The 18332-nt window shown below is 73.6% G+C and carries 20 protein-coding genes; 11 read left to right on the top strand and 9 right to left on the bottom strand.

What is annotated here, in order from left to right:
• Window positions 1-6 precede the first annotated feature (6 nt).
• Together resB and ccsB are read left to right on the top strand one after the other, a co-directional pair.
• Window positions 7-1629 (top strand): cytochrome c biogenesis protein ResB, encoded by a 1623-nt coding sequence (gene resB, locus FZC61_RS08060; protein WP_246142594.1) that lies wholly within the window; start codon window positions 7-9, stop codon window positions 1627-1629.
• The gene (gene ccsB, locus FZC61_RS08065) at window positions 1626-2663 is read left to right on the top strand and encodes a c-type cytochrome biogenesis protein CcsB (RefSeq protein WP_148613638.1); all 1038 of its coding nucleotides are present in this window, start codon (window positions 1626-1628) and stop codon (window positions 2661-2663) included. Before resB ends, ccsB begins: the two co-directional genes overlap by 4 nt.
• 193 nt (window positions 2664-2856) lie before the next feature.
• On the opposite strand, the gene FZC61_RS08070 is transcribed toward ccsB, so the two are convergent.
• Window positions 2857-3069 carry a hypothetical protein gene (locus FZC61_RS08070; RefSeq protein ID WP_211357160.1) on the bottom strand — a complete coding sequence of 71 codons (213 nt, stop codon included), beginning with the start codon at window positions 3067-3069 and terminating at the stop codon, window positions 2857-2859.
• A 53-nt stretch (window positions 3070-3122) separates the two neighbouring features.
• On the opposite strand from FZC61_RS08070, the gene FZC61_RS08075 reads away from it, so the two are divergent.
• Window positions 3123-3434 carry a DUF4229 domain-containing protein gene (locus FZC61_RS08075; RefSeq protein ID WP_148613639.1) on the top strand — a complete coding sequence of 104 codons (312 nt, stop codon included), beginning with the start codon at window positions 3123-3125 and terminating at the stop codon, window positions 3432-3434.
• Here the strand turns inward: FZC61_RS08075 and FZC61_RS22990 are convergent.
• A complete protein-coding gene (locus FZC61_RS22990; RefSeq protein WP_170286026.1) occupies window positions 3431-3568 on the bottom strand; it encodes a hypothetical protein in 138 nt (45 codons plus the stop codon). The genes FZC61_RS08075 and FZC61_RS22990 overlap by 4 nt on opposite strands.
• Before the next feature lie 17 nt (window positions 3569-3585).
• The gene (locus FZC61_RS08080) at window positions 3586-4458 is read right to left on the bottom strand and encodes a 1,4-dihydroxy-2-naphthoate polyprenyltransferase (protein WP_148613640.1); all 873 of its coding nucleotides are present in this window, start codon (window positions 4456-4458) and stop codon (window positions 3586-3588) included.
• A gap of 57 nt (window positions 4459-4515) precedes the next feature.
• Between FZC61_RS08080 and FZC61_RS08085 the strand changes: the two genes are divergently transcribed.
• The 4 genes from FZC61_RS08085 to FZC61_RS08100 all read left to right on the top strand — a co-directional run bounded on the left by FZC61_RS08085 (window position 4516) and on the right by FZC61_RS08100 (window position 9953).
• Window positions 4516-5481, top strand: a complete 966-nt coding sequence (locus FZC61_RS08085) for an AMP-binding protein (RefSeq protein ID WP_246142595.1) — start codon at window positions 4516-4518, stop codon at window positions 5479-5481.
• Window positions 5478-6419, top strand: a complete 942-nt coding sequence (locus tag FZC61_RS08090) for an o-succinylbenzoate synthase (RefSeq protein WP_246142596.1) — start codon at window positions 5478-5480, stop codon at window positions 6417-6419. Before FZC61_RS08085 ends, FZC61_RS08090 begins: the two co-directional genes overlap by 4 nt.
• Entirely contained in the window at window positions 6416-7990 is a 1575-nt protein-coding gene (menD, locus tag FZC61_RS08095) for a 2-succinyl-5-enolpyruvyl-6-hydroxy-3-cyclohexene-1-carboxylic-acid synthase (RefSeq protein ID WP_148613641.1), read from the top strand. The genes FZC61_RS08090 and menD overlap by 4 nt, the downstream gene beginning before the upstream one ends.
• 85 nt (window positions 7991-8075) lie before the next feature.
• On the top strand, window positions 8076-9953 hold the full coding sequence (locus tag FZC61_RS08100; RefSeq protein WP_148613642.1) for a Na+/H+ antiporter: 1878 nt from the start codon (window positions 8076-8078) through the stop codon (window positions 9951-9953).
• Window positions 9954-10022: 69 nt separating this feature from the next.
• On the opposite strand, the gene FZC61_RS08105 is transcribed toward FZC61_RS08100, so the two are convergent.
• Window positions 10023-10862 carry an NAD(P)H-binding protein gene (locus FZC61_RS08105; RefSeq protein ID WP_148613643.1) on the bottom strand — a complete coding sequence of 280 codons (840 nt, stop codon included), beginning with the start codon at window positions 10860-10862 and terminating at the stop codon, window positions 10023-10025.
• Between the two features lie 4 nt (window positions 10863-10866).
• Complete coding sequence (locus FZC61_RS08110) at window positions 10867-11343, bottom strand: GNAT family N-acetyltransferase (RefSeq protein ID WP_211357161.1); 477 nt, start codon at window positions 11341-11343, stop codon at window positions 10867-10869.
• Window positions 11344-11419: 76 nt separating this feature from the next.
• Between FZC61_RS08110 and FZC61_RS08115 the strand changes: the two genes are divergently transcribed.
• Window positions 11420-12061, top strand: a complete 642-nt coding sequence (locus FZC61_RS08115; protein WP_148613645.1) for an MBL fold metallo-hydrolase — start codon at window positions 11420-11422, stop codon at window positions 12059-12061.
• An 83-nt stretch (window positions 12062-12144) separates the two neighbouring features.
• A complete protein-coding gene (locus FZC61_RS08120) occupies window positions 12145-12912 on the top strand; it encodes an alpha/beta fold hydrolase (RefSeq protein ID WP_211357162.1) in 768 nt (255 codons plus the stop codon).
• Between the two features lie 81 nt (window positions 12913-12993).
• On the opposite strand, the gene FZC61_RS08125 is transcribed toward FZC61_RS08120, so the two are convergent.
• Window positions 12994-14262, bottom strand: a complete 1269-nt coding sequence (locus FZC61_RS08125; protein ID WP_148613647.1) for an isochorismate synthase — start codon at window positions 14260-14262, stop codon at window positions 12994-12996.
• 63 nt (window positions 14263-14325) lie between these two features.
• Between FZC61_RS08125 and FZC61_RS08130 the strand changes: the two genes are divergently transcribed.
• Entirely contained in the window at window positions 14326-14997 is a 672-nt protein-coding gene (locus tag FZC61_RS08130; protein ID WP_148613648.1) for a hypothetical protein, read from the top strand.
• Between the two features lie 36 nt (window positions 14998-15033).
• Here the strand turns inward: FZC61_RS08130 and FZC61_RS08135 are convergent, their stop codons facing one another.
• Complete coding sequence (locus tag FZC61_RS08135) at window positions 15034-15975, bottom strand: L,D-transpeptidase family protein (RefSeq protein WP_148613649.1); 942 nt, start codon at window positions 15973-15975, stop codon at window positions 15034-15036.
• Between the two features lie 120 nt (window positions 15976-16095).
• On the opposite strand from FZC61_RS08135, the gene FZC61_RS08140 reads away from it, so the two are divergent.
• Window positions 16096-16785 (top strand): demethylmenaquinone methyltransferase, encoded by a 690-nt coding sequence (locus FZC61_RS08140; RefSeq protein WP_148613650.1) that lies wholly within the window; start codon window positions 16096-16098, stop codon window positions 16783-16785.
• Window positions 16786-16906: 121 nt separating this feature from the next.
• Here FZC61_RS08140 and FZC61_RS08145 read toward each other — a convergent pair whose 3' ends face one another.
• Together FZC61_RS08145 and FZC61_RS08150 are read right to left on the bottom strand one after the other, a co-directional pair.
• Window positions 16907-17677 (bottom strand): AIM24 family protein, encoded by a 771-nt coding sequence (locus tag FZC61_RS08145; protein WP_148613651.1) that lies wholly within the window; start codon window positions 17675-17677, stop codon window positions 16907-16909.
• The gene (locus FZC61_RS08150) at window positions 17677-18327 is read right to left on the bottom strand and encodes an AIM24 family protein (protein ID WP_148613652.1); all 651 of its coding nucleotides are present in this window, start codon (window positions 18325-18327) and stop codon (window positions 17677-17679) included. The genes FZC61_RS08145 and FZC61_RS08150 overlap by 1 nt, the downstream gene beginning before the upstream one ends.
• Window positions 18328-18332 lie beyond the last annotated feature (5 nt).

Raw genomic sequence — 18332 nt, forward strand, 5'->3', positions numbered from 1 at the left:
GCGCGCGTGACCGACGTCCAGGACCGCCCCGAGGCCCCCGCGGCCGACCGCCGTCGCGCCGGCGAGCTCGGCCCGCGCGAGCTCGCGCGCTGGTCGTGGCGCCAGCTGACCTCGATGCGCACCGCGCTGGTGCTGCTGCTGCTGCTCGCCCTGGCCGCCGTGCCGGGCTCGATCATCCCTCAGGAGGGCGTCGACGCCCTCAAGGTCTCGCAGTGGAAGGCCGACCACCCGGGGCTGACCCCGGTCTACGAGCGGCTCGGGCTGTTCTCGGTCTACGACTCGGCGTGGTTCTCGGCGATCTACCTGCTGCTGATGGTCTCGCTGGTGGGCTGCATCATCCCGCGCACGTTCCACTACGTCCGCGCCATCCGGGCCGAGCCGCCGGTCGCCCCGCGCAACCTGTCGCGGCTGCCCGACCACACGTCGTACGCCACGGACGCCTCGGTCGAGGAGGTCCTCGACCGCGCCCGCCTCGTGCTCGGCAGGCGCCGCTACCGCCTGCGGCTCGACCAGGACGACGCCGTCAGCGCCGAGAAGGGCTACCTGCGCGAGGTCGGCAACCTGCTGTTCCACCTGTCGGTGATCGTGGTGCTCGTCGGCTTCGCCTACGGCTCGGTCTTCGGCTACCAGGGCGGCGTGATCGTGATGGTCGACGGGCCGCCGTTCTCCAACACCGCCGCCTCCTACGACGACTTCGACCCCGGCAGCGGGTTCGGCGCCGACGACCTCGACCCGTTCTCCTTCACCGTCGACGACTTCGACATCACCTGGCTCACCAAGGGCTCCGGTGCGGGCACGGCGCGCGAGTTCAAGGCCGCCATGACCTACCGCGAGGGCACCGACGGCGAGGAGAAGACCTACGACCTGCGGGTCAACCACCCGCTGAGCATCGGCAACACCGACGTCTTCCTCATCGGTCACGGCTACGCGCCGCGCATCACCGTGCGCGACGGCCAGGGCACCGTGATCTACGACGGCCCGACCGTGTTCCTGCCGCAGGACCCGTCGTTCCTGTCGTTCGGCGTGGTCAAGGCCGCCGGGGGTCTGTCGGCCGACGGCACGAAGACCCAGGTCGGGCTCGAGGGCCTGCTCTACCCGACGTTCTACCTCGCCGACAACGGCACCGCCGTCCGCACCCCCGCCACCTTGTTCCCCGCCCTCGGCAACCCGTTGATCTCGATGAGCGTCTACACCGGCGACCTCGGGCTCGACGACGGCGTGCCGCAATCGGTCTACCTGCTCGACACCACGAAGGCCACGCAGGTGCTCAAGCCCGACGGCAAGCCGCTGCGTCTCGACCTCAGCGAGGGCGAGACCGCGCAGCTGCCCGACGGGCTCGGGTCGGTCACCTTCGACGGCGTCCAGCCCTGGGTGCGCGTGCAGATCAGCCAGTCGCCCGGCAAGCGGGTCGCCCTCGCGGGCGTCGTGCTGGCGCTCATCGGGCTGTGCGGGTCGCTGTTCCTGCGCCCGCGGCGCGTGTGGGTCCGGGCCCGGCGCCGGGAGGGTGATGAGGGTGACGGCGAGGGTGACACCATGGTGGAGGTGGCGCTGCTCGACCGCTCGGGCGGTGCCGACCTGAGTGACGTGCTCGACGAGATCGTGTCCGAACTGCAGAAGGAGCCCCGATGAGCAACACCGCGTGGGAGGCGCTGAGCAACCAGGCGGTCGGAGCAGCCGGCATCGTCTACTTCCTCGCCCTCATCGTGCTGATCGCCGAGTGGGCCACGCACCGACAGGTCGTGGTCGCCGAGACCGCGCGCGCGACCGAGGGTGCCCGTGGCGGGGTGGCGCTCGCCGTCCGCACCGGCGGTGACGGCAGCGGCGTCGACGTCGACGCCGGCGCCAAGGAGCGACGCTCGGAGTTCCTCGGGCGGCTCGGCCTGCTGCTCACCGCCCTCGCGGCCGCGGTGCACTTCGTAGCGCTCCTGGGGCGCGGCATGGCCGCCGACCCCAACCGGGTGCCCTGGGGCAACATGTACGAGTTCACGATCTCGGGCACCTTCATCGTCGCCCTCATCTACCTGGTGCTGGTGCGCAAGTACTCCCTGGAGTGGATGGCGCCGCTGGTCGTCGCGTTCGTCGTCACGACGATGATGGTCGGCGTCATCTGGCTGCACGCCCCGGTCGCGCCGCTCACCGAGGCCCTCAACTCCTACTGGCTCGTCATCCACGTCGTGTCGGCCGTCATCGCCACCGGCGGCTTCACCATCGGGGGCATCCTGTCGATCGTCTACCTGGTCAAGCAGCGCCGCGGCGGCGACGCCGGTGCCCCTCCCGGCTCGCGGATCCCCTCGCTCGCCGTCCTCGACCGCACCGCCTACCGCGTGCACTCCTTCGCGTTCCCGGTGTGGACCTTCGCGGTGCTCATCACCGGCCCGATCTGGGCCCACGAGGCCTGGTCGCGCTACTGGAACTGGGACCCCAAGGAGGTCTGGGCGTTCATCACCTGGGTCGTCTACGCCGCCTACCTCCACGCCCGCGCCACGGCCGGCTGGAAGGGCCGCAACGCCGCCATCCTGGCCTGCGTGGGCCTGGCGACCCTGTGGTTCAACTTCATCGGCATCAACTACTTCTCCACCAGCTCCCAGCACTCCTACGCCGGCGGCGAGCTGCACTCGGTGGTCGTCTCGAGCGACGCGTCACCAGGCCCCGCCGACCTGTAGTCCGTCCCGACCGGCGTCGTACTGCGCCCGCTCACGGTGGTCGAGGAGCTTCCGCTAGGGAGCGTCACGAGACCGCCTGACCGCGGCCGACGTGGTCGGGTCGACCTGTCCCTGCGGCTGGTCGGTCTCGTGACGGTTGCTGGCGCAACCTCCTCGACCGACGTGGGGTGGCGGTCGTCGTACGGCACGGTGCTCAGTCGGTCGGGCCGGGGTCCTCGGGGTTGAGGCGCTTGCGGTCGAGGTCGCGCAGGAAATCCTCGTCGTCGTCGGGGGCCACCGCCTTGCGGGGGGCCGGACGGTGGGGACGGGTCGGGCGCTCGGGCAGCACGCCGCGCTCCTGGAACACGCGTACGAGGAGGTAGATCGCCACCGCGAAGAGGGCGAGCACGAACAGGAACCGAAGCACACCCCCAGGGTAGAGCCACCCTGGTCGCGTGGGTCGCCGGATAGGGTGGTGGGGTGAAGGACTTCGTCATCTACACCTTGCTCAGGCTCGGGCTGTTCCTGCTCACCTGGGGCGCGGTGACCGGCGCCTGGCTGCTGATCACCGACAAGGCCGCCCTCGGACTGACGTTCCTGATCGCCCTGGTGATCAGCGGCATCGGCTCCTACTTCGTGCTCGCCGTCCCCCGCGAGCGGCTCGCCCGCCACGTCGAGGCGCGCGCGAGCCGCGCCACGGCCGCGATCGAGGAGCGTCGGGCCCGCGAGGACGCCGCCGCGGACGCCGCCGAGGCCGAGGCCTCCAGAGCCGCTGACGACCAGCAGCGCTAGCGGTTCTTGCGACGCTCGAGCTGGTGGCGGATCCGGCTCTCGGGCTGCCCGAGCACCTTGGCCAGGATCTGCACCCGGAACTGGTAGGCCGCGACCAGCGCGCCGATGATCACGAGCAGCACGAGGAACTTCATGTCCTGACCGTACGCGGTCAGGCCAGCACGAGCGCGGCGCTGACCAGCACGGCCCAGGCGAGCTCGGCCACGCCGGTGGTCTGCAGCACCGGGATCAGGCCCGGCCCGGTCGCGCCGCCGAGCACGATCCGCAACCCGCGTACGGCGAGCGCCAGGAAGCCCAGGCCGACCAGCACCCACCACGTGGCGAGGGCGGCCACGACGACGACCGCGACGGCGGCGACGGCGACCAGGGCGGCGTACAGGGCGCGGGTGCGCCGGTCGCCGAGGCGTACGGCGAGGGTCATCTTGCCGACCTCGCGGTCGGTGGGGATGTCGCGCAGGTTGTTGACCACGAGGATCGCGCAGGCCAGCGCGCCGATGCCGACCCCGGCCGCGAGGGCCGCCGACGACCACGCCTGCGTCTGCACGAAGGTCGTGCCGACGCAGGCGACCAGGCCGAAGAACACGAAGACCATGACCTCGCCGAGGCCGAGGTAGCCGTAGGGCGTCGAGCCGCCGGTGTAGTACCAGGCGGCGACCACGCAGACCGCGCCCACGGCGACCAGCCACCACGCGGTGGTGGCGGCGAGCGCGAGCCCGGCGACGCCGGCGACCCCGAAGGCCAGGAACGCCGCGCGCTTGACCGCGCCGGGCGTCGCGGCCCTCGACGCGACCAGCCGCATGGGTCCGACCCGGACGTCGTCGGTGCCGCGGATGCCGTCGGAGTAGTCGTTGGCGTAGTTGACCGCGACCTGCAGCGCCAGGCTCACCACGAGCGCGAGCAGCGCCTTCCACCCGACCGCGCCGTCGTCGTACGCCGCGACGCCGGTGCCGGCGAGCACCGGGGCGACCGCCGCCGGAAGGGTGCGCGGCCGTGCTCCCTGGACCCACTCAGACGCTGTTGCCACGCACGGATTCAAGCAGGGGCGGAGCGGCTCGACGCGGGCGGGCCGTAGCCTCGGGGCGTGGACCTGCGCGCGTGGCTCGAGGCTCCGGGGGAGCCGGAGCCGCTGGTGGTCGAGACGTCCGGCTCGTCGGGCACGCCCAAGCGGGTCATGCTGCCGCGCCGGGCCGTCCTGGCGTCGGTCGCCGCGACCGAACGCCGCCTGGGCGGGTCGGGGCTGTGGGTGCTCAAGCTGCCCCCGTCGTACGTCGCGGGCGTGCAGGTCGTGGCGCGCTCGCTGGTCGCGGGGCACGAGCCCTGGACCGGCGACGGCTGGCCCTCGGGCGACGGGTGGTTCACGAGCCTGGTCGCCACCCAGCTGCTGCGGGTGCTCGACGACCCCGACCGCGGCGACGACCTCGCGGCGCTGCGCCGCGCCCACACGGTGCTGCTCGGCGGTGGACCGGTCGACCCCGCGCTGCGGGCGCGTGCGACCGAGGCCGGCGTGCGGGTCGTGGCGACGTACGGCTCGGCCGAGACGGCCGGCGGCTGCGTCTACGACGGGCTGCCCCTCGACGGCGTGGCGGTCAAGATCGACGACGACGGCCGGATCCGCATCGGCGGGCCGACCCTGTTCGTCGGCTACGAGGGCGACCCCGCGCTGACGGCGCAGAGCCTGGTCGACGGCTGGTTCGTCACCTCCGACGCCGGCCGGTTCGACGACGACGGGCGCCTGCAGGTGCTCGGCCGCGTCGACGACGTGGTGGTCAGCGGCGGCGTCAACGTGCCCGGTCCGGCCGTGGCCGCGCGGCTTCGCACGCACCCGCTGGTCGAGGCCGCCGAGGTGGTCGGCGTGCCCGACGACGAGTGGGGCAACCGGTTGGTGGCGTTCGTGGTCGGGCTGGTCGGCGAGGCCGAGGCCCGCGAGTGGGTCGCGGCCGCGCACCCGCGCTCGTGGGCGCCGCGCCAGGTCGTCGTCCTCGACGAGATCCCGCTGCTGGCCAACGGCAAGCCCGACCGCCTGCGCCTGCAGGAGCTCGCACGATGACGAGCCCGATGCGGGTGCTGTCGATCCCGATGCGCACTCGCTTTCGCGGCATCACCACCCGCGAGGTCGTGCTCGTCGAGGGGGCTGCGGGCTGGGGTGAGTGGAGCCCCTTCGTCGAGTACGACGCCGCGGAGGCCGCGCCCTGGCTGGCGTGCGCCCGTGAGGCCGCCGCCGGCGACTGGCCGGCCGCGCTGCGCACGTCGATCCCGGTCAACGTCACCGTGCCCGCCGTCGGCCCCGAGCAGGCCCACTCGATCGTGCGCGCCGGCGGCTGCCGCACCGCCAAGGTCAAGGTCGCCGAGCCCGGCCAGACCCTCGCCGACGACGTCGCCCGCGTCGAGGCCGTCCGTGACGCGCTCGGCCCCGGCGGCGCCGTACGCGTCGACGCCAACGGCGGCTGGTCGGTCGACGACGCCGTGACCGCGGTGCGCGCCCTCGACCGCGCGGCCGGTGGTCTGGAGTACGTCGAGCAGCCCGTCGCGAGCGTCGAGGACCTCGCGCTCGTACGCCGCCGCGTCGACGTCCGCGTCGCCGCTGACGAGTCCATCCGCCGCGCTGCCGACCCCTACCGCGTGCGCGACCTCCAGGCCGCCGACGTCGCCGTGCTGAAGGTGCAGCCGCTCGGCGGGGTGCGCGCCTGCCTGCGCATCGCCGAGGACATCGGCCTGCCCGTGGTCGTGTCGTCGGCCCTGGAGACCTCGGTCGGCATCGCCGCCGGCCTCGCCCTGGCCGCCGCCCTGCCCGAGCTGCCGTTCGCGTGCGGCCTGGCCACCGTGCAGCTGCTCACCGACGACGTCGCGCTGGCCCCCCTGCTGCCGGTCGACGGCGTGCTCCCGGTCGGGGTGCCGCGCCTCGACCCGGCCGCGCTCGACCGGCTGGCCGCCGCCGCCGACCGGGTGGCCTGGTGGGAGTCCCGCTACGAGGAGGTCACCCGATGAGTGCCACACAGCTGGCCCGTGACGTCGTCCAGCAGCTGCTCGACGCCGGCGTCACCGAGGTCGTCGTGGCGCCCGGCAGCCGCAACGCCCCCGTCTCGTTCGCGGTCCACGACGCCGCGCGGGCCGGGCTCGTGCGGCTGCACACCCGCATCGACGAGCGCTCGGCCGGTTTCCTCGCCCTCGGGCTGACCCGCAGCCACGCGCGCGCCGCCGTCGTGTGCACCTCGGGCACCGCCGTGGTCAACCTGCACCCGGCGGTGCTCGAGGCCGCGCACGCCGGGGTGCCGATGGTCGTCGTCACCGCCGACCGGCCCGCGCGGCTGCGCGGCACCGACGCCAACCAGACCACCGACCAGGTCGGCGTCTTCGGCCGGCTCGTGCCGACCGTCGACCTCGACGCGCCCCGGCCCCTCGACCTGGCCGCCACGGGCCCCGTCCACCTCAACCTCCAGCTCGACGAGCCGCTGCTGCCCGACGACGCCTGGACCCCGATAGTCGTGGACGTTCCGCACGGCGGGTCGTCGGTGCAGAAGGTCCACGACTATCCGGGCGTGGAGCTGCCGCTGGGCCCGCGCACCGTGGTGGTCGCCGGCGACGACGCCGGGCCCGCCGCCCGCCGGCTCGCCGAGACCGCGGGCTGGCCGCTGCTGGCCGAGCCGTCCTCGGGGGCGCGCACCGGTGACCACGCGCTGCGCTGCTACCGCTTGCTGCTCGACACCGGCCTCGGCGCGCAGGTCGAGCGGGTGGTCGTGCTGGGCCGCCCGACCCTGTCGCGACCGGTCACCCGGCTCCTGGGACGCGCCGACGTCGAGGTGCACTCGGTGCCCGCGCCCGGCGTGTGGGGCGACCGCCCCTACGCCGTCACCTCCAGCGCGCCGGCCTACACCGCACCGACCGACGACCCGGCGTGGCTGGAGTCGTGGCGCACGGCCGACCGCTCGGTCTCGCGCCAGCTCGACCAGCTGCTCGCCCGCGAGGCCGACCTGACGCCGTACGAGGTGGCGGGGGCGGTGCACCGCGCGCTCGAGCCGGGCATGCAGCTGGTCGTCGGGGCCTCGAGCCCGGTGCGCGACCTCGACCTGATGGCCCGGCCGACCGGGGTGGGGGAGCGGCGCAAGGTCGTCGCCAACCGCGGCCTGGCCGGCATCGACGGCACCGTCTCGACCGCGATCGGCGCCGCGCTCGGCCGCCGCCACGGGCCGTCGCTGGCGCTGATGGGCGACGTGACGTTCCTGCACGACAGCAACGGGCTGGTGCTCGGGCCCCACGAGCCGCGGCCCGACCTGGTGATCGTGGTCGTCAACGACGACGGCGGGTCGATCTTCACGATGCTCGAGCAGGGCGCCCCGGCCCACGCCGACCGCTTCGAGGCGCTCTTCGCCACCCCGCACGGCGTCGACCTCGGGTCGCTCTGCGCGGCCACGCGCACACCCCACACCCTGGTCGACAGCCTCGGGCAGCTCGAGCAGGTGCTGCGCAGCCCCAACGGCGGCATCGAGGTGGTCGAGGTGTCGGTACGCCGCGACAACCGCCGCGCGCTCGACGAACAGATCCGCGCCCTGCGTCCCTGACCGTCCCTGACCGTCCCTGACCGTCCCTGACCGTCCCTGACCGTCGTGACCGCGTGCCCTGGCGGCGTGCGCGAGACTGTGCCGCGTGGAGATCGCCCTGCTGCTCGTCGTGCTGGCCGTCAGCGTGCTCGTGGTCACCGCGCTGGCCGAGCGTGCCGACCTGCCGGCGCCGTTGGTCCTGATCGTGGTGGGCGTCGCGGCGTCGTACGTGCCCGGTGTGCCCGACGTACGGCTCGAGGCCGAGGTGGTGCTGCTCGGGCTGCTGCCGCCGCTGCTCTACGCGACCGCCATCCAGACGTCGCTGGTCGACTTCAACGCCAACCGGCGCTCGATCCTGCTGCTCTCGGTCGGGCTGGTCATCTTCACCGCCGCCGGGGTCGCGGTCGTCGTGCACGCGCTGATCCCCGACATCGAGTGGGCGGCCGCCTTCGCCATCGGCGCCGTCGTCGCGCCGCCGGACGCCGTCGCCGCCACCGCGGTCGGACGCCGGATCGGGCTGCCGCGCCGCATCACCACGATCCTCGAGGGCGAGTCGCTGCTCAACGACGCGACGGCGCTGGTGGCGCTGCGCACCGCGATCGCCGCTGGTGGGCTGGCCGCCTCCAGCCACGACGAGGTGACGGTGACCAGCGTGGCCCTCGACTTCGTCGTCGCCGCCGGCGGGGGCGTCGCGGTCGGGCTGCTCCTCTACGTCGTGGTCGCGCACGTGCGCAAGCGTCTCGACGACCCGTTGATCGACACCGCCATCTCGCTGGTCGTCCCGTTCGCGGCGTACGTCGTCGCCGAGGAGATCCACGCCTCGGGCGTCATCGCCGTCGTCGTGGCCGGGCTCCTGCTCGGGCACCGGGCGCCGGTCCTGCAGTCGGCGCAGAGCCGGATCGCGGAGCGGATGAACTGGCGCACCATCGCGTTCGTCCTCGAGAACGCCGTGTTCCTGCTGATCGGGCTGCAGGCCGAGACGCTGTTCTCCGACGTCGACACGCGCATGCTGTCGGGCGCCCGGATCGCGCTCGTGTGCGGCCTCACCCTGGTCGCGGTGATCGTGCTGCGGCTGGTGTGGGTCTTCCCGGCCCGGTTCCTGCTGGTGCGGCCGGGCGTCGACCCCGAGATCCGGCGGCGACCGCCGCTGGCCTACACGTTCCTGCTCGGCTGGGCCGGCATGCGCGGGGTCGTGACGCTCGCGGCCGCCTTCGTCATCCCCGAGGAGACCGAGTACCGCGAGGTGCTGCTGCTGATCGCCTTCACCGTCGTGGCCGGCACCCTGATCATCCAGGGGCTCACGCTGCCGATGCTGGCGCGCCGCCTCGAGGTGCCCTCGCCCGACCCGATGGACGACGCCCTGGCCCGTGCGACCCTGCTGCAGCAGGCGTCCAAGGCCGGCTTCCGCTACCTCAAGGAGACCGACGTCGACGACGTCCACGGCGTCGGTGCGCTGATCAAGCAGCGCATCGAGCAGCGCAACTTCGCCGCCTGGGAGCGCCTGGGCACCACCGCCGACGAGGAGACCCCCAGCGAGGTCTACAGCCGGATCCGGCTCGCGATGATCGAGGCCGAGCGCGAGCGCGTGCTCGAGATCCGGTCGCAGGGCACCACGCCGTCGGTCGTGGTCGCCGAGGTCCTCGCGATGCTCGACGTCGAGGAGTCGCTGCTCGACAGCGCCACCCAGGACCGCGCCGAGCTGCGCACCTCCTCCGTACGCCGCCCCGGCGAGGAGTGCGAGCACCTCGAGGCGTCCCCGGTGGTCGAGACCCACACCGACGGCACGTGCCCCAGCTGCGTCGCGATCGGCCACCGCTGGGTGGCGCTGCGCCAGTGCGTGGAGTGCGGCCACGTCGGCTGCTGCGACTCCTCCCCCGACCGCCACGCCACCGCCCACTTCCACGACACCGGCCACGCCGTGATGCAGTCCGCCGAGCCCGGCGAGGACTGGCGCTGGTGCTACGTCCACCACCTCACCGCCTGACCCCGCGATAGTCGTGGACGTTCTGCACGCGAACCGGACTGAAGCCACATCGGTGCAGAAGGTCCACGACTATCGGGGGCGGAGGGCTTGTTCGAGGGTGCGGGGGGCGTGGCCGGTGAGGCGGCGTACGTCGTCGCAGACGGCGGCGCAGGAGCCGTCGGCGATCGCGGTATAGGTGCTCACCCAGGCGTCGAGCTGCCAGTCGGGGGCGTCGGGGTAGGCCGCGCGGCGTGAGGCCCAGGCCTCCTCGACGGTCTCGGGCTCGTAGCGCAGCCGCAGGCCGAGCACCGCGCCCGCGCGCTCGGCGACGTCGTCGAGGGTGAGGGCCTCCGGCCCCGTGAGGGTGTACGTCGCCCCCGCGTGCGCCGCGGGCTCGCGCAGCACCGCGACCAGGACGTCGGCCACGTCGGCCCGGGCGACCGCGGCCACGGCCCCGTCGCCCGCAGGCCCGCGCAGCGCGCCGTCGGGCCCGGCGAAGGACGGCAGCACGTCGAGGTAGAAGTTGTCGCGCAGCAGCGTGAAGGCGGTCCCGCTGCTCTCGTGGGCCTCGCGCAGGGCCGCCTCGGCGTCGTGGTGGTCGCGGGCCAGGGCGAAGGTCGCGTCGGGCGCGGCCCCCACGAACGACGTGTAGACGACGTGACGCACGCCGGCGCGCACGGCCGCGGCGATGAACGTACGGTGCTCCTCGCGCCGCCGGTCGGACTCGGCCGCCGACACCATGAGCAGCACCTCGACGCCCTCGAGCGCTGCGGTGGCGGCCGCGCCGTCGGCGTACGTCGCCGTCCTCACCTCCAGCCCGAGCCGCGGCGCCCGGGTGGGGTCGCGCACGATCAGGCGCGGGCGCAGGTTGGCGAGGGCGGGGGCGACGAGGCCACCGAGGGCCCCGGTGGATCCGGTGAGGGCGAGCACCGGCTCAGCCTCGCACCATCCGCAGGTGCCGCCCCTCCGGGTGCTCCTCCTCGGCGCCGTCGAGCCCGAAGCCGTGGCGGCGGTAGAAGCCGATCGCCCGCTCGTTGCCGGCCAGCACCCACAGGTACGCCGCCCGCGCGCCGACCGCCGCCGTCAGCAGGTCGTGGCCGACCCCGGTGCCCCAGACCGAGGCGCGGGCGTAGATCGCGCGCAGCTCGAGGTCGGTAGGGGGCTCGTCGTGGCGGGGCGGGCCCGCGGTGGCGAAGCCGACCCGCTCGCCGTCGCGCTCGACCACCCACGTCGGGGCGGCTCCATCCGCCAGGTGCGTTCGCCGGCGCGCCACGGCGGCGGGACGGTCGGCGAACACCCGGTCGATGGTCGCCGGGCTCAGCAGGTCGGCGTAGGCCTCGCGCCAGCAGGCCTCGTGGAGGTCGACCAGCCGCTCGGCCTCGGCCGGCGTCGCCAGGCGGGGAGCGGTCACGGCGCGATGATAGGCAGCGACAGCGTCAGCGGCCGGTGACTCGCGGCCGCCGACACACGTCCGTAGGTTGGGCGGCATGAGGATCACCAAGTTCGGGCACGCGTGCGTGCGCGTCGACCACGCCGGCATCAGGGTCGTCCTCGACCCCGGCTCGTTCACCGGGCGCGAGGCCGTCGAGGGCGCCGACGTCGTGCTGATCACCCACCAGCACGCCGACCACTACGACGCCGACCACCTGCGCGCCACTTCCGCCCAGATCCACACCATCGGCGACGTGGCCGACGTCATCCGCGAGGAGGCGCCCGACCTCGTCGACCGGCTGCACGTGGTCACGCCGGGCGACACCCTCGACGTCGGGCTGCCCGTGCGCGTGGTCGGTGACAAGCACGCCGTCATCCACCCCGACTACCCGCGCATCCACAACTCCGGCTACCTGCTCGACCTGGCCGGCACCAAGGTCTACCACCCCGGCGACTCCCTCACCGGGCCCGGCGAGCCGGTCGACCTGCTGCTCGCGCCGGTCTCGGCGCCCTGGCTCAAGGTCGGCGAGGCCGTCGACTTCGTCCGCGAGGTCGCCGCGCCCCGCACCCTCGCGATCCACGACCGCGTCCACAGCGAGGTCGGCCTGGCGATGGTCGAGACGCACATGAACAACCTCGCCCTCGGTGACGGCCGCACCTTCGTCCGGCTCGCCGACGGCGCCGACCTGGACCTGTAGGTCGGCCGGGGCGGGCCTTCGACCCGGAGCCAGGGGTGCCGTTTCGGTGGCAGGCTAGCGTCTCGGGTGTGACGTTGAACCACGTGAGGCGAGGAAGCGGCAGTCCGCTGTTGCTGGTGCACGGGCTGGGTGCCGGGTGGCGGTCCTGGTCGCCGATCCTCGACCAGCTGGCCGAGAGCCGAGAGGTCATCGCCGTCGACCTGCCGGGGTTCGGCGAGACGCCGCCGCTGGCCGGCGAGGTCTCGGTCGCGACCCTGACCGACGCTGTCGCGGCCTTCATCCGCGAGCAGGGCCTGGACGGCGTCTCGACGGTCGGCCAGTCGATGGGCGGCCGGGTGGTGCTCGAGCTCGCGCGGCGCGGCATCGGTGGCGACACCGTGGCCTTGGACCCGGGCGGGTTCTGGAGCGACCGCGAGCTCCGTGTCTTCTCCGCCACCCTGCGCCCGTCGATCGCCCTGGTGCGTGCCCTGCGAGGCGCGCTGCCGACCCTGCTCGGCAGCCCGGTGGGACGGACCCTGCTCCTCGCCCAGCTGTCGGCGCGGCCCTGGGCGCTGTCGCGCGACACGGTCCTGCCCGACGTGCGTGGGTTGGCCGACTCCCCGTCGACCGGGGCCGCCCTGGACGCCCTGACCAAGGGGCCCAAGCAGGAGGGCGCGCCGGCCGGCACGGTGCCCGGCCGGGTCACGATCGGCTGGGGACGCCGTGACCTGGTGACCGTGCCGAAGCAGGCCGCTCGCGCAGCGGAGATGTTCCCCGATGCGGTGCTGCACTGGTTCGAGCGGTGCGGTCACTTCCCCCAGTGGGACGCGCCGCGCGAAGCGGTCCGTCTGATCCTCGCCAGCACCGACTGACGTGCGTCGTGGCGGCCGTCGGCCGCACCCGTCGCGTGGGTGGTTGCGCCCCGCGCCCGGTCACGACGAGCTGACGACGCCTCAGCCACCCAGCGCGTCGCGCACGGGCACGAACTTGGCGCCGGCCTCGGCCAGCTCGGACTCGGGGTCGGAGTCGCCGACGATCCCGCACCCGGCGAACAGCCGCACGGTCGGGCCCGACACCACGCCCGAGCGCAGTCCGAGACCCCACTCACCGTCGCCGGTGGCGTCCATCCAACCCACCGGGCCGGCGTACCGGCCCCGGGGCATGCCCTCGATCTCGTCGATCAGCGCGACGGCGACGTCGGTGGGGTGGCCCCCGACCGCGGCCGAGGGGTGCAGGGCGGAGGCCAGGGCCAGCGACGAGACGGTGCCGGCGTCGTGCACGACCCCGGTGACGTCGGTGGCCAGGTGCATCACGTTGGGCAGGTGCAGGACGAACGGCGCCTCGGGCACGTTCATCGACGAGCAGTGGGGCGCGAAGGCGACCGCGACTGAGCGGACGGCGTACTCGTGCTCCTCGAGGTCCTTCGACGAGCGGGCCAGGGTCGCGGCAAGCATCAGGTCGCGCGCGTCGTCACCGGTACGCCGGATCGTGCCGGCGAGCACGCGCGAGGTCACCAGCCCGCGCTCGCGGCGCACCAACAGCTCGGGGGTGGCGCCGAAGAAGCCGTCGACGTGGAAGGTCCAGCACGTCGGGTAGGTCTCGGCGAGGCGGCGCAGGGGCCAGCGGACGTCGATGTCGGCGTCGGCGGTGGCGACCAGGTCGCGCGCCAGGACCACCTTCTCGAGCTCGCCGGCGTTGATGCGCGCGACGGCGTCGGCGACCACCGACATCCACTCGTCGCCGTTGCGGTGGCCGTCGGAGAAGGTCAGCCCGACCGGGGGCTCGGGCGGGTCGGCCGGCTCGGGCGGGAGCGCGGCTGGTGCGAGCCCGCCGGCGGAGATCGTGGTCATCCAGGCGACGTCGCCGCGGCGGCCGACGACCACCTCGGGCACCACCAGGCTGGAGTCGCCGGGCTCGTCGGCGAAGGCCATCGTCCCGAAGCAGACCAGGCCGCTGCCGGGCTCGCCCACGTCGTCGCGCACGACGGCCCGGCCTGCGGTCTGCGACCACCAGGCGTCGGCGTCGGCGAAGCGGGTGTCGCCCGTCGTACGGACCTCGGCGGCACGGCCCCACCCGACGAGGCCCTCGCCGCGGCGCAGCCACGCGACGGGCGCGGTGGACGGGAGCAGGTCGACCAGGGCGGCGAGCCGGGTCACGTCGAGCGCGGTCGTGCGCACCACCAGGGGCACGGCGGGCCGGTCGGCGGGAGCACCCTGGGTCACGTCACGAGCCTACCGAGCGGCCCGGACCCCGCCCGTTCCCGGGCGGCTGCGATGATCGAACCCATGCGTGACAACCCCCGGACCACCGTCGTCAGCGCCCTGTTGGGCGTCGTGCTGCTGGGAGGCGTGGTCGTCTTCACTGTGCTGGTGCCCAAGCTGGGCGACGACCCGCAGTCGTCGTCCGGCTCGTCGAGCGAGTCGTCGACCGGTGGTGCCGGCGCCACGCCCGCGGGCCCGATCGACCTCCCCGACGAGCTGCCCGGCATGCTGGTGGCCGCCGACCTCGGAACTCTGCCGCCCCAGCTGGCCCAGAGCTTCCCGGCCGCCGCGGACCTGATGAAGCAGGAGGACTCGATCGCCGAGGGCCTGCAGAAGGTGTTCGGCGTCCCCGGCGCCTTCCGGCTGTACGCCGCCACCGACGCCTCCGCGGTGGCCCAGCTCACCGTCCTCGACCGGGCCCCGGGCCTGTTCACCCCCGACACCCCGCCGATCGACCCCGCGGTGATCGGGCTGGCCCGCGCCTCCTCCGAGCTGGTCAAGGTCGACGACGCCGTCTGCTCGGTCAACTACGGCGACAACTCGCAGGTGCCCGCCGGCCAGCCGATCGACCCCGCGCAGCAGCCGCAGGCGGTGCGCTGCCAGCTCGGCGCCGGCGAGCGCACCTACGAGGCCACCACGCAGGGCCTCACCGTCGACGCGACCGTCGAGCTGCTGCACGGCCTCGCCGACGCCTGAGGGCACTGGCCACCCGGTCGACCGACGACCCGGTGATCAGGACCGGTAGACGATGACCTTGTCGCCGACCGCCACCTGGTCGAAGAGGCCGGCCACGGCGTCGTAGTCGCGGACGTTGACGCAGCCGTGCGACGCGCCGTCGTAGCCGTGGGCGGCGAAGTCGGGGGAGTAGTGCACCGCCTGGCCGCCGGAGAAGAACATCGCGAACGGCATCGAGGTGTCGTAGAGCGACGACACGTGGTCGCGGCTCTTGGAGAAGACCGAGAACGCGCCCTCGCGGGTGGGGTGCTCCTCAGAGCCGAAGCGCACGTCGACGGTCAGCCGGACGTCGCCGTCGACGACCCAGCGCAGCGTGCGTGAGGTCTTGTCGACGCACAGCGCCCGACCGGTCTGGCACCGGGCGTCGAGCGGGCCGGGCACGTTGCCGCTGGCCAGCTGGTTGGTGAGCTCGGCCGCGGTCGGCTCGCTGGTCATCGACAGCAGCCGGTCCATCGTGCGCTGGTCGACCTCCCCGGTCACGGGGATCTCGCGCTTGGCCTGGAACCCCTCGACCGCCTCCCGGGTCACGTCGCCGTAGGTGCCGGTGACGTCCTGGTTGAACCAGTCGATCTGGCGCAGCCGCGCCTGCAGCTCGCGCACCTCGTCGCCGGCGTCACCGGGCGACAGCAGCGCCGGACCGGGGACGAGCTCCGGCTCGGGCGCGACGGTGGGGGCGGGCGACGGCGTGGGCGCCGGCCTCGGCGTCGGCGTGGGGTCGGGGGACGCCGTGGTCGGGTCGGCCGTCGGGCTGTCCGCCATCGTGGGCTCCGGCGTGGTCGGGTCGGCGGTCGGGCTCCCCGCGGACGGCGCGGTCTCGCGTGACGTGCCCGTGGCGCTCGGCTGGTCGTCGGCCTGCTGGGACCAGGCGACACCGAGGCCGGCGAGCGCGGCGAGCGCTCCCACGACGAGGACGAGGAGGAGGCGGCGGGCGGCGGTCATGGCGGTTCCTGTTGCTAGAGGGGCGGATGTGCCTGGAGGGATGGTGCTTCGTCGTACACCTGGGAGACGCGAGGCAGGGCCGTTTGGTTGCGACGACAGGGCTGCTCCTACGCTCTTGACGTGGCCCGCGCCGATCTCGACAAGCTCCCGTCCGACGTCCAACGCATGTTCGACGGCGTGGCCAAGCGCTACGACCTGACCAACGACGTCCTCTCGCTCGGCCAGGACCGTCGCTGGCGTCGCGAGGTGATCGACGCCGTCGACCCGCAGTACGGCGAGCGCGTCCTCGACCTCGCCGCCGGCACCGGCACCTCCAGCGAGCCGTTCGCCGAGCGCGGCGCCCGCGTCGTGCCGTGCGACTTCTCGTTCGGCATGCTCCAGGTGGGCAAGAAGGCCCGCCCGCACCTGCCGTTCACCGCCGGCGACGGCACCCGGCTGCCGTTCGCCGACGCGACCTTCGACGCCGTCACGATCTCCTTCGGCCTGCGCAACATCGTCGACCCGCTCGCCGGCCTGGTCGAGATGCGCCGCGTCACCAAGCCGGGTGGCCGGCTGGTCGTGTGCGAGTTCAGCCACCCCACGTGGGCGCCGTTTCGCACCGTCTACGTCGAGTACCTCATGAAGGCCCTGCCGCCGGTCGCGCGGGCGGTGTCGTCGGCGCCCGACGCCTACGTCTACCTCGCCGAGTCGATCCGGGCCTGGCCCGACCAGGCCGCCCTGGCCGCGCTCATCGCCGAGGCCGGCTGGACCTCACCGGAGTGGCGCAACCTGTCCGGCGGCATCGTCGCCCTCCACCGGGCAAGCGCGTAGCCGAGCGCGAGGAACGAGCGCTCGGCGTCACGCGCGCAGGTCGAGCGACAGGCGCGTCGAGACCACCGCAGCCGGAAGCGCGACCGGGCTGCAGCCTCGAGGCGTCAGGTGCTTCGGTGTGTCACTGCTGCTGCGACCGCGCGATCAGCTTGTGGCCCAGGGTCCCGGCGGAGTTGGCGTCGAGCAGGTTGGTCTGCGACTCGATCAGGCGCAGCAGCGCCGAGTCGGCGCGCAGCAGCTCCGACGACTGCATCAGGATCGTGCCGGCGCCGGTGAAGTCGTACTGACGCTCCTCGCCCGACTCGCGTCCGAACATGCCCTGGATGCCGGCCATGAACGACTGCGCCATCCAGTTGTGGTCGTAGTGCACCGACGGCGAGGGGCAGTCGGCCCAGCCGAGCAGGGCGTCGGGGTCGGCACGGAAGGGCGGCTCGACGAAGATGACCGGGCCGACCGACGAGGCCAGGAACTTGCCCGTGCCGATCAGGGTCAGGAAGCCCGGCACGATCGACTGCTTGAGCTCGAGGCCGGTCTCGAAGGCCAACAGGTTCTTGGCCTTGATGGTCAGGTTGCCGACCTCGAGGTCGTAGGAGTTGATGTCGTTGCCGCGGTCGCCGATGACGAGCTTGCCCTGCCCCGAGGCCACGACCCAGTCCTGGGTGTAGAGCGGGGAGGAGAAGCGGGAGGCGACCCAGGCCGCCCGCGACGCGAACGCCGCCACGCCGGAGAAGTCGACGTTGCCGTAGTAGGCGATCATGGCGCCGGCGGCCGTGAACCACTCGCCGTCGAGGTCGATGCAGAACGAGTAGCTGTTGACGTTGTCGTTGGACGGCAGCGTCCGGGCGTCGTAGACGGTCGAGCCGCCGGGGCCGTCGACAGGGATGGTGATCATCAGAACTTCTCCTCCGAGGCCTGGATGTAGACCCGGCCGTGGCCGGTGCAGTGCAGCTGGGTCGCCTCGCCGGAGCCGCGACCGACGACGTCACGGACGCCGGCGCTGATCTTGAAGTCGATCTGCAGTGCTCCCACGTGGCCGACGTAGGCCTGGGGGTCGACGCCGACCATGCCGCTGCCGTCGACCGGGATCTCGAACGTCCCGCCGTGCGACAGCAGCGCGACCGAGCCCGTGCCGCTGACCTTGGTCGTGAACAGGCCCTGGCCCGACATCGCGCCGCGCACGGCCTGGCGGACACCGCCCGAGCCGATCATCTCGACCGAGGTCGACAGGTGGGCGTGGTGGGCGAGCAGCCGGTCGGCCTCGACGGTGAGCGTCTCGTTGTGCAGCTGCACGAGCGTGACGTAGAGGCCGCGGAAGCCGTAGTAGGCGTTGCCTTGTCCCTCGGCGACCATCATCGCGACGCTCTCGCCCTGCATGGCCCGGCCGACCATCCCGCCGACGCCCCCCGGGCCGCTGATCGGGCGGAAGGTGACGCCACCGGAGTAGCCGAGCATCGCGCCGCGGCGGGCGATCACCTCGCCGCCGGGGGAGACGTCGGTGCGCACGACTTTCTTGTTGACTTGCTCGAACGCTGCTCCGTTCACGGCTG

It is taken from the genome of Nocardioides rubriscoriae (assembly GCF_008087085.1).
Classification (GTDB): Bacteria; Actinomycetota; Actinomycetes; order Propionibacteriales; family Nocardioidaceae; genus Nocardioides; species Nocardioides rubriscoriae.

What these genes read in the sequence shown, in the direction of transcription:
- ccsB (WP_148613638.1), top strand. Translation starts at nt 1,626, where the DNA reads ATGAGCAACACCGCGTGGGAGGCGCTGAGCAACCAGGCGGTCGGAGCA.
- FZC61_RS22990 (WP_170286026.1), bottom strand. Translation starts at nt 3,568, where the DNA reads ATGAAGTTCCTCGTGCTGCTCGTGATCATCGGCGCGCTGGTCGCGGCC.
- FZC61_RS08090 (WP_246142596.1), top strand. Translation starts at nt 5,478, where the DNA reads ATGACGAGCCCGATGCGGGTGCTGTCGATCCCGATGCGCACTCGCTTT.
- menD (WP_148613641.1), top strand. Translation starts at nt 6,416, where the DNA reads ATGAGTGCCACACAGCTGGCCCGTGACGTCGTCCAGCAGCTGCTCGAC.
- FZC61_RS08115 (WP_148613645.1), top strand. Translation starts at nt 11,420, where the DNA reads ATGAGGATCACCAAGTTCGGGCACGCGTGCGTGCGCGTCGACCACGCC.
- FZC61_RS08130 (WP_148613648.1), top strand. Translation starts at nt 14,326, where the DNA reads ATGCGTGACAACCCCCGGACCACCGTCGTCAGCGCCCTGTTGGGCGTC.
- FZC61_RS08135 (WP_148613649.1), bottom strand. Translation starts at nt 15,975, where the DNA reads ATGACCGCCGCCCGCCGCCTCCTCCTCGTCCTCGTCGTGGGAGCGCTC.
- FZC61_RS08145 (WP_148613651.1), bottom strand. Translation starts at nt 17,677, where the DNA reads ATGATCACCATCCCTGTCGACGGCCCCGGCGGCTCGACCGTCTACGAC.